Annotated in this window: 5 protein-coding genes; all 5 read right to left on the minus strand. The window is 44.4% G+C overall.

Going from position 1 to position 7,355, the window contains the following annotated elements; translation table 11 throughout:
- Positions 1-111: 111 nt before the first annotated feature.
- On the minus strand, positions 112-891 hold the full coding sequence (locus tag RIE73_RS38030) for a pentapeptide repeat-containing protein (RefSeq protein WP_446406109.1): 780 nt from the start codon (positions 889-891) through the stop codon (positions 112-114).
- A gap of 338 nt (positions 892-1,229) precedes the next feature.
- A complete protein-coding gene (locus RIE73_RS38035; protein ID WP_446406110.1) occupies positions 1,230-2,234 on the minus strand; it encodes a zinc-dependent alcohol dehydrogenase family protein in 1,005 nt (334 codons plus the stop codon).
- A gap of 317 nt (positions 2,235-2,551) precedes the next feature.
- Entirely contained in the window at positions 2,552-3,562 is a 1,011-nt protein-coding gene (locus RIE73_RS38040; protein ID WP_446406111.1) for an ABC transporter permease, read from the minus strand.
- Between the two features lie 386 nt (positions 3,563-3,948).
- Positions 3,949-6,795 (minus strand): leucine-rich repeat domain-containing protein, encoded by a 2,847-nt coding sequence (locus tag RIE73_RS38045; protein ID WP_446406113.1) that lies wholly within the window; start codon positions 6,793-6,795, stop codon positions 3,949-3,951.
- Positions 6,796-7,155, minus strand: a complete 360-nt coding sequence (locus RIE73_RS38050) for a leucine-rich repeat domain-containing protein (protein WP_446406112.1) — start codon at positions 7,153-7,155, stop codon at positions 6,796-6,798.
- Positions 7,156-7,355 lie beyond the last annotated feature (200 nt).

Raw genomic sequence — 7,355 nt, forward strand, 5'->3', positions numbered from 1 at the left:
CACCCCGCCAGATGTAGGAGAACACGATAGTATAGAAACCTACAATAGGCATGACGTTAGGGGTTGACAATCAAGCATTTTATGGCACTAAAGTGCCTACTACGAACAGGTCTATTCAGGAAATTTTTGTTCAGATGAGGCGATGGCTTTAATCGTCTCGATTCCCCATTCAGTTAAGGGCTGATTGAGGGTGAGTAAATAGTCCCATCCTTGGCGATACATGAGCAGTAATTCAGCCAGGTTTTGTTTGTCTTTGTCGTCCCCAGCCGCTTGTCGTAAAATTTCTGCTAATAATTCGGGCGAATTTAAGTTTAATGTAGTATCTTTTAGGTTAACTTCAGTCAGGTTAGCTCCACTGAAATTAGTGTCCTGCAAATTAGCACCATTCATATCTGCTCCAGTCAAATTAGCGCCGACTAAACGCGCATGACTTAAGTCTGCCTCACTTAAATTCGCCTCACTTAAATTCGTCAGACTCAACTCACTCCAACTGAGGTTTGCTTTATATAAATTGGTCTGACTCAAATCAGCGTTAATCAAGTTGGCGTTGCTCAGATTTGCTCCGACTATGGTAATGCCAGTTAATTGAGCGCTGATTAATTGAGCGCCGATGAGTTTTGCACCGCTGAGATTGGCATTGATTAAGTTGGCTTCTATCAGGATGGCATCGGTTAAATTGGTGGCAACTAAGATAGCGCCACTAAGGTTAGTATTCAGGAATAGGGTTTGACTCAAGTTTGAGCCAAATAAAACTGTGTTGCTCAAGTCAGCATGGTTGAAGTTCGCGTCTTGGAGTCTTTCAGCAATTAGTGTTGCACCCTGTAAGTTTATCCCCGAAAAGTTGCGTTGATTTTGGCTATATTGCTGAAGCAGTTGGTTCTCTTGTTCCATTGTTAGTAATGAGTTATGACTTACGAATAAGAGCGGGTTTAGCTACAGGAAGCCCAGACAATTGACCCTTCGAGACTTTTGAGGACAGGCTTATGATTTATCAACAGGTGGGCAATGCCCACCCTACTGGCGTGGCACAGCTAAAATGGTGGATTAGATTTGACCCTTGAATCGGGCGCAAGTCTTTGCGCCCCTACAGTTTCCGGGCGTAATTCTAATTCATCAAATAAGGTGTGCCACGCCACTACTAGGGTGATACGGGGCGCACGTCGGTGGGCGCACGTCGGTGCGCCCCTACGGTTCTTATTTATCAAATTAGGTGTGCCACGGACTTCTGTTTATGCAATCTGCAAGGCGATTTTTCCAGTATTTGATCCTGATTCTATAGCTTGATGAGCGCTAACGGCGTCGGGGAGGAGGAAAGTTTGAGAGAGGTGAATGTTTAGTTTGCCTTCATCTATCCATTGGGCGCATTGTTCGAGAATCTCGGTTTGGTGTTCCTGGGCTGCTACTAATCCTTGGAGTGTCGGCGTTAGCATGAGTTCTAAGCTAATCCGCAGATTTCGCGATCGCGCTGTTTTCAATTTCCCGATATTATAGTCAGGTTCGAGAATGGTGACTAAATCTCCGTAGACTTTCACGGCGGGAACGGTGTCGTAAAAGGTTTGACCGCCAACAGTATCAAAGGCGACATCTACACCCTTTCCCTCTGTCCAATCTAAGGCGGCTTGGGCAAAGTCGGTTTGTTTGTAAAGGATGGGTTGGTCTGCACCTAATTGACGCACTAATCGGGCTTTTTCCTGAGAACTCACCGTTGTACAAACATCAGCCCCTTTGATTTTGGCAAGCTGAATGGCAACATGTCCCACACCACCCGCACCGCCATGAATCAGCGCTGTTTGTCCGGCTTCTAAGCGCCCTCGGTCATATAAGGCTTCCCAGGCGGTAATTAGCACTAACGGTGCGGCGGCGGCTTCTGTAAAGGATAAGGATTTGGGTTTTCGGGCGACCCAACGTTCATCCACAACCGTAAGTTCGGCATAATTTCCTGTACCTGATTTGCCTAATCCGCCCGCACAGAAATACACCTCATCACCAACCTGAAATCGGCTGACAGCAGACCCCACGGCTTCCACGACACCCGCGCCATCACAGCCTAAAATGGGGGACCTGTCGTCGGGATAGAATGTACCACGGTTTCGCAGTTTGGTGTCGATGGGGTTAACCCCGGCGGCTTGGAGTCGTACTAATATGTCTCTATCGGTTTGCAGTTTCGGTTCGGGTACGTCCTGCAATTGCAGCACTTCTGGGTTACCCGGAGTAGTCATGACTACGGCTTTCATTCCTTTGTCCTTTGTCTGTCCTTTGTCATTTGTCCTTTGTCATTTGTCCTTTGTCAAGGAATAGGGAATTTTTTCTAAAAACGGTAACATGCAGATACAAAATATCCCCTCTGATGCCTGATAATTTATCTGACTTTTCACGGGAAGTCTAAAAACTATTGTAGAGACGCGCCATGGCGCGTCTGGGCGGGTTTAGTTACATCAGGTTGCAACCGAAAAGATAGTGGTGAAACCCGCCCCTACAGAATTCACACTCACTTTGCGTCACATACCGTGAAAAGTCAGGATAACTGATGACTTCCGCCTAGGGTTACTAGCTATTTATACTTAATTCTCGGGTCAAATAGGGCATAGGAAATATCAACCAAAAGATTAATCAGGACAAAGATAACTGAGACGACAACAACTCCACCCTGTACGACAGGATAGTCTCGTGCCAAAATTCCTTCGTAAATCCAGGAACCAATTCCGGGCCACGAGAAGATGGTTTCGGTTAAAATAGCACCGCCTAAAAGTGTACCAAATTGCAACCCAATAATTGTCACCACTGGCAACAGAGCATTTTTTAGCCCATGGCGAAGAATCACCCAATGTTCGGGAATGCCTTTTGCTCTAGCGGTGCGAATATAGTCCTGGGATAGAACCTCTAACAGAGAAGAACGAGTAATCCGCGCTAAAATGGCTAAGGGAATTGTGCCGAGGGTTAGAGCGGGTAAAATCAGGTGAGCTAGAACATCTTGTAAGAGGTTGATATCCAATTTTAGAATAGCATCTAAGAGGTAAAATCCGGTAATCGGTTGAAAGGTTAATCCCGCTTCAATACTAATCCGTCCACTGGGGGGAAACCAGTTTAAGGTAATGGCAAACAGATAAATTAAGAGCAATCCTAACCAATATACAGGCATAGAAACCCCTAGCAATGAGCCAATCATGGTTATGTTATCGGCGGGACGATTCTTGTAAACAGCCGCTAAAACGCCAGCCGGGATTCCCAAAATTACGGCAACTATCATGGCGGCTAGGGATAATTCAAATGTGGCGGGAAAGCGGGTTTTAATTTCATCAATAATCGGAATACCGCTGATAATGCTGGTGCCGAAGTCGAGATGGAGTAGATTGTTGATAAAAGTGAGGTATTGCAGGGGTAGGGGTTGATTTAAACCCAGTTGTTCCCGTAACGCTTCTACTTGTTCAGGGGTAGCGCGTTCTCCTAGCAGAACCGTTGCTGGGTCACCGGGGATTAGGTGCAGGAAGAGAAAGACTAACAGGGTAATACCGAGGAGAACAGGTAACAGGTTGAGTAGACGCTTGATGATATAGTGAGCCATTTTCGGGTTTAACGTTTTTCACCTCAAGTCTTTATCCTATAATGGTTTTTACTGTTAAAATGGGCGCACGTGGGTGCGCCCCTACTGGCTTGACACAGCTAAAATTGTGGAATAGATTTTATCATTGAATCGGGCGCAAGTCTTTGCGCCCCTACAGTTTCCGGGCGTAATTCTAATTCATCAAATAAGGTGTGCCACGCCACTAGTGCCAAAAAAGTAGGGTGGACACTGCCCACCAAGCCTTAAGTCGAATGTCGCTGACTTAAGCGGGTTTTGTAGTAGGCACTTTAGTGCCATAAGCGCTAAAGTGCTGACTACAAACTCTAAAGTCAGTACCCTTGGGGTTAGGTTTGATATCGATTGTTCTAGATGGCGTGAAAAGTAAGCTAAAACTGTGGCATTTTAGACTGACGATTCTGATAGTGTTTTTTACATAACCAAAGGTAGTCTCCGGTATAGGTTGGAAGTCGCTTAAGTCCCAACCGTTGATGATGGGGGTCTTCCTCATTTAAGAAGGAATGTAACGCCAATATTCCCGAACGTTCTGCTTGAGTAAGTAAGCCATCTCGCATCCCGATGGTTCCATCTATCAGGAGTTTGTTATCGCTGAGAATCGTATTGGTTAACTCCTTCATGATCTCCAATTGATATTGAATATTACTAACTTTCATGAAGTCTTCGCCAAAAAACATATTTGCGGCGGGTGCAGTAATCGGGGTTAAGGTTTTCAACACTCCCGCAATTAAATTAGCGTAGGGAGCAACTTTTTCTACCCATTCACGCGGCGCTTTAAACTCATACACTCCTTTATCAATATCAGGGACAGGATGCTGACAATTCGGTTCCTCACACCACAAATGCAGCCGATACTTTTTACTCGTCAACCGTCGCCAGTTCCCCTCCCTCGGTTCCAGGGTAAACAGTCGCGGTCCCCGTTTAGATTCGCTGGCGACGGCTTGCATAATCCCCATCACATAGTTGGCGATGCGGCTTTCAAATTCCTGGAGATTCTGCTGGATTTCGGTAAAGCCACGCTCAACTTTAACTTCAATGCGACTTAATTGTTCTCTCGTATCTTCCTCTTCTAAACCGAAGAGTAAATCAACGATTTTGTGGCGGGTGCGACAAAACTGACAGCGATAGTGAGTATCCCCTTCTTCCAGAAACTGGCGTAATGCACCAATTTCAAACCGTCCCATACAGGCTTTCCCTTGTTTCTTAGTGGGACAAGGAACGGCAAAATAATAACGACCCTCCAATCCGGGCCAAGTGTCAGAAATCAGCTTTTGTAGCGTTTGCTGAAGGATATTGGTAAAGTATTCGGGCCACACTGCCTCAGTATACAGATGAAGTTCTCTGTCTCGCAATTCCAGCATCGCCTCGCCATGGGTTTTATTCCGCAGGAACATCCCCTTTTGCCAGTGTAATCGATGGGTTTTCCCATCGGCTTCATGACGCTGATAGATATAGTCATGGGTGCGAACAATCATCCAGGGAATCAGTCCCGGTGGTGATTCTTCCATCACACAAACGGTGGCAATTCGCCGCCGATTATTCGCGGGTTCTTCCTCTGGTAGCCAGGGGAGATTGGGACGAATTTGGGGTACGTGTTGCGCCACTAAACTGGCGGTTCCATCTTCCAAACGGTAGGAGACATCGTATTTTTCCATTAGTCGCAGGAAGAAGGGATACAACTCTGATGGATAGCGCGTTTTCCCATCGGCTGGATTTTCCCACCATACCTCTAGTAAGCGGTTATCCGATAAGATACCATCCATGTTTTGAGTTGTGCGGTCTTCTAGCACAAAACCAATGGCTTTAGTTAACCATTCTGGCTGTAATACCACATCATCCTGTAACCGTTCATCCTCACTGTAGTAAACGATATACCCTAAATCATGCATCAGGTCAGCCAAGGTTTTTGTGGCAATATCATTCAAACCATGAGTTGAACAGACTGTGGTAAATTCCGTGTAAGAAATTCGAGGTTTATTGATTGCCAAGAGTTCATCTCGTGACTCTCGCCATGCTTTATTTAGCACCACTCCCATTTGGTCAAACGATTGAGCGGTTTCTGCAATGATTTGTTTGAGTTGGGCAATACCCACTTTTTCCCCAGTAGTGGGGTCATCGACTAAACTATCCACCTCATGAAAGCCAACAATCATGTCACCAAAATCACGTTTGAGGACTGGTTTATCGATGCGTGCAATATGTTGACCGGATTGGCAATAGGTCGAAATAATAATTACACGCGCCTCATCGCCAACTCGCAGCCGCAGCAGTTTTAGCCAGTCTTCCACTTGGCATTGCTGCACACCTCGGCGTGGTTCCCAAACGAGTAAGTAGACGGAACGTTTACTAAAGAAAAATTGGTGGGTAACGCGATAGACTTCCTGACCGCCAAAGTCCCAGGAATTCAGTTTAATTTCAACGTTTTCTTTTTGAGGATGGGATAGATGGAGCGCTTGAATGGCAATGTCAACGCCATGAGTGGTGGGTTCATTGGTTTGAGGGTCTTTCCCGGTTAGGGCTTTCAGCAGCGTGGTTTTTCCTACTCCGCCTTCACCGACTAACACTAATTTCGCTTCATAAAATTCTTCACGTTGATCGGGTTCTTGTATACTTCTTAAATAGGCTTTTAGTTCGTCTAGTCCGCTTTGATAGGCACTTTTTAGAACAGGGTTAAGAGGGGTATTGTCTAAATATAGCTTTTGTAGGTTAGTTAATTGACTAATACATTCCGGTATCTCTGTTATCTGATTCTTTGATAAAGCTAGCAATTTAAGATTAGTTAATTGACCAATAAATTTCGGTATTTCTGTTATATTATTTGCCGATAAAGTCAACTCTTGAAGATTAGTTAATTGACCAATACATTCCGGTATCTTTGTTATCTGATTAAATGCTAAATCAAGATTAGTTAATTGACCAATACATTCCGGTATCTCTGTTATCTGATTGCACCATAAACCAAGCGATTTAAGGTTAGTTAATTTACCAAGACGTTCCGGTATTTCTGTTATCTGATTCATCCCTAAATTCAGCGATTTAAGGTTAGTTAATTGACCAATACATTCCGGTATCTCTGTTATCTGATTTTTTCCTAAATCCAGAGTTTGAAGGTTAGTTAATTGACCAATGCATTCTGGTATCTCTGTTATATAATTAAACACTAAACGCAGCGATTGAAGGTTAGTTAATTGACTAAGACGTTCCGGTATCTCTGTTATTTAATTGTCCGATAAATCTAGCTGTTGAAGGTTAGTTAATTGGTCAATACATTCCGGTATATTTGTTATTTTATTTCTCCCTAAATTCAGATATTGAAGGTTAGTTAATTGAACGATATATTCCGGTATATTTGTTATTTTGTTTCTCTTTAAATTCAGATATTGAAGGTTAGTTAATTGACCGATACATTCCGGTATCTCTGTTATTTGATTATCATCTAAATTCAGATATTGAAGGTTAGTCAACTGACCGATACATTCCGGTATCTCTGTAATACCTTCCCCCGATAAATCTAGCTCGGTTACTCCTTCACGGGCTGCCTTCTCAATAATTTCGAGTAATTCTGCTCTATCCGTCATTCTATCTCGTCCTCACTCAAAGCTACCCGAAAAGGATTATGGCATCTCGTGACATCCTCCTACATCAAATCAAAGATTATGATGTAGGCTTCCAACATCGCTGTTAGACATTGCTGCCCTGCGCCACTTATCTAGGACCCATGCCCCCGACAGCCCGACTTGACAGCCAATTTCTTTCCCCCAGAGTCCCTGGGTACTCA

Source organism: Coleofasciculus sp. C1-SOL-03 (assembly GCF_040220555.1).
Lineage (GTDB): Bacteria > Cyanobacteriota > Cyanobacteriia > Cyanobacteriales > Coleofasciculaceae > Coleofasciculus.